The sequence below is a fragment of the Psychrobacter sp. PP-21 genome (assembly GCF_033790785.1).
Classification (GTDB): Bacteria; Pseudomonadota; Gammaproteobacteria; order Pseudomonadales; family Moraxellaceae; genus Psychrobacter.
In genome coordinates this window covers 1-297 of the sequence record NZ_JAMYEB010000113.1, presented here as the reverse complement: position 1 = coordinate 297, position 297 = coordinate 1, and the positions used below count along the sequence as shown (strand labels likewise).

Annotated in this window: 1 rRNA gene; it reads right to left on the bottom strand. The window is 52.2% G+C overall.

Features of this window, described 5'->3' with window-relative positions:
- Positions 1–297 (bottom strand): 16S ribosomal RNA (locus tag NJD71_RS13820); the annotation flags it as partial.

The following is a 297-nucleotide window of genomic DNA, read 5'->3' as shown; positions in this document are numbered from 1 at the left end:
TCACTGGCAGTATCCTTAGAGTTCCCGGCTTAACCCGCTGGTAACTAAGGACAAGGGTTGCGCTCGTTGCGGGACTTAACCCAACATCTCACGACACGAGCTGACGACAGCCATGCAGCACCTGTATCACAATTCCCGAAGGCACTCTCGTATCTCTACAAGATTCTGTGTATGTCAAGACCAGGTAAGGTTCTTCGCGTTGCATCGAATTAAACCACATGCTCCACCGCTTGTGCGGGCCCCCGTCAATTCATTTGAGTTTTAACCTTGCGGCCGTACTCCCCAGGCGGTCTACTT